The sequence below is a fragment of the Nonomuraea sp. MG754425 genome, assembly GCF_021699195.1.
In the GTDB taxonomy this organism is placed as follows: domain Bacteria; phylum Actinomycetota; class Actinomycetes; order Streptosporangiales; family Streptosporangiaceae; genus Nonomuraea.
In genome coordinates this window covers 1-433 of the sequence record NZ_SSXE01000515.1, presented here as the reverse complement: position 1 = coordinate 433, position 433 = coordinate 1, and the positions used below count along the sequence as shown (strand labels likewise).

General features: G+C 78.3%; 1 protein-coding gene. It reads right to left on the bottom strand.

All coding sequences use genetic code 11. The features are described 5' to 3' along the window. Window positions 1–433, bottom strand: a 433-nt coding sequence (locus FAF44_RS53770; protein WP_237111203.1) for a hypothetical protein, incomplete at both ends; no start/stop codon positions are given.

Here is a 433-nt window from a genome sequence, read left to right as displayed (position 1 = left end):
CGGCGGCATCACGACCGCGGGCACCATGCTGGCCCAGGGCCACTTCGACTGGGACCTGCTGGCCAAGGGCGTCACCTCCAGCGCGCTCGGCGCCGACGGGCTGTCCCCCTCGGACACGGCCGACGGGTCGGCTCCCTCGGACACGGTCCGGTTCGCCCCCGGGCCGCCCGGATCGGCGGCGCTCGACGGGCCGGGGCCGGCAGCGCCGGAGGGGCCGGGGTCCGGGCCCGGTGCAGAGCCTCCAGGGGGCGTGTCCGGAGACGCGGTCGAAGGCCCGGTCGGAGGCGCGGTCGGGCCGTCGCCCCCGCGCGGCAGGGTCGTGGTCAGGTGCTGGCCGTCGGCGCCGAGCGCGCTGGAGGTGACGCCCTTGGCCAGCAGGTCCCAGTCGAAGTGGCCCTGGGCCAGCATGGTGCCCGCGGTCGTGATGCCGCCG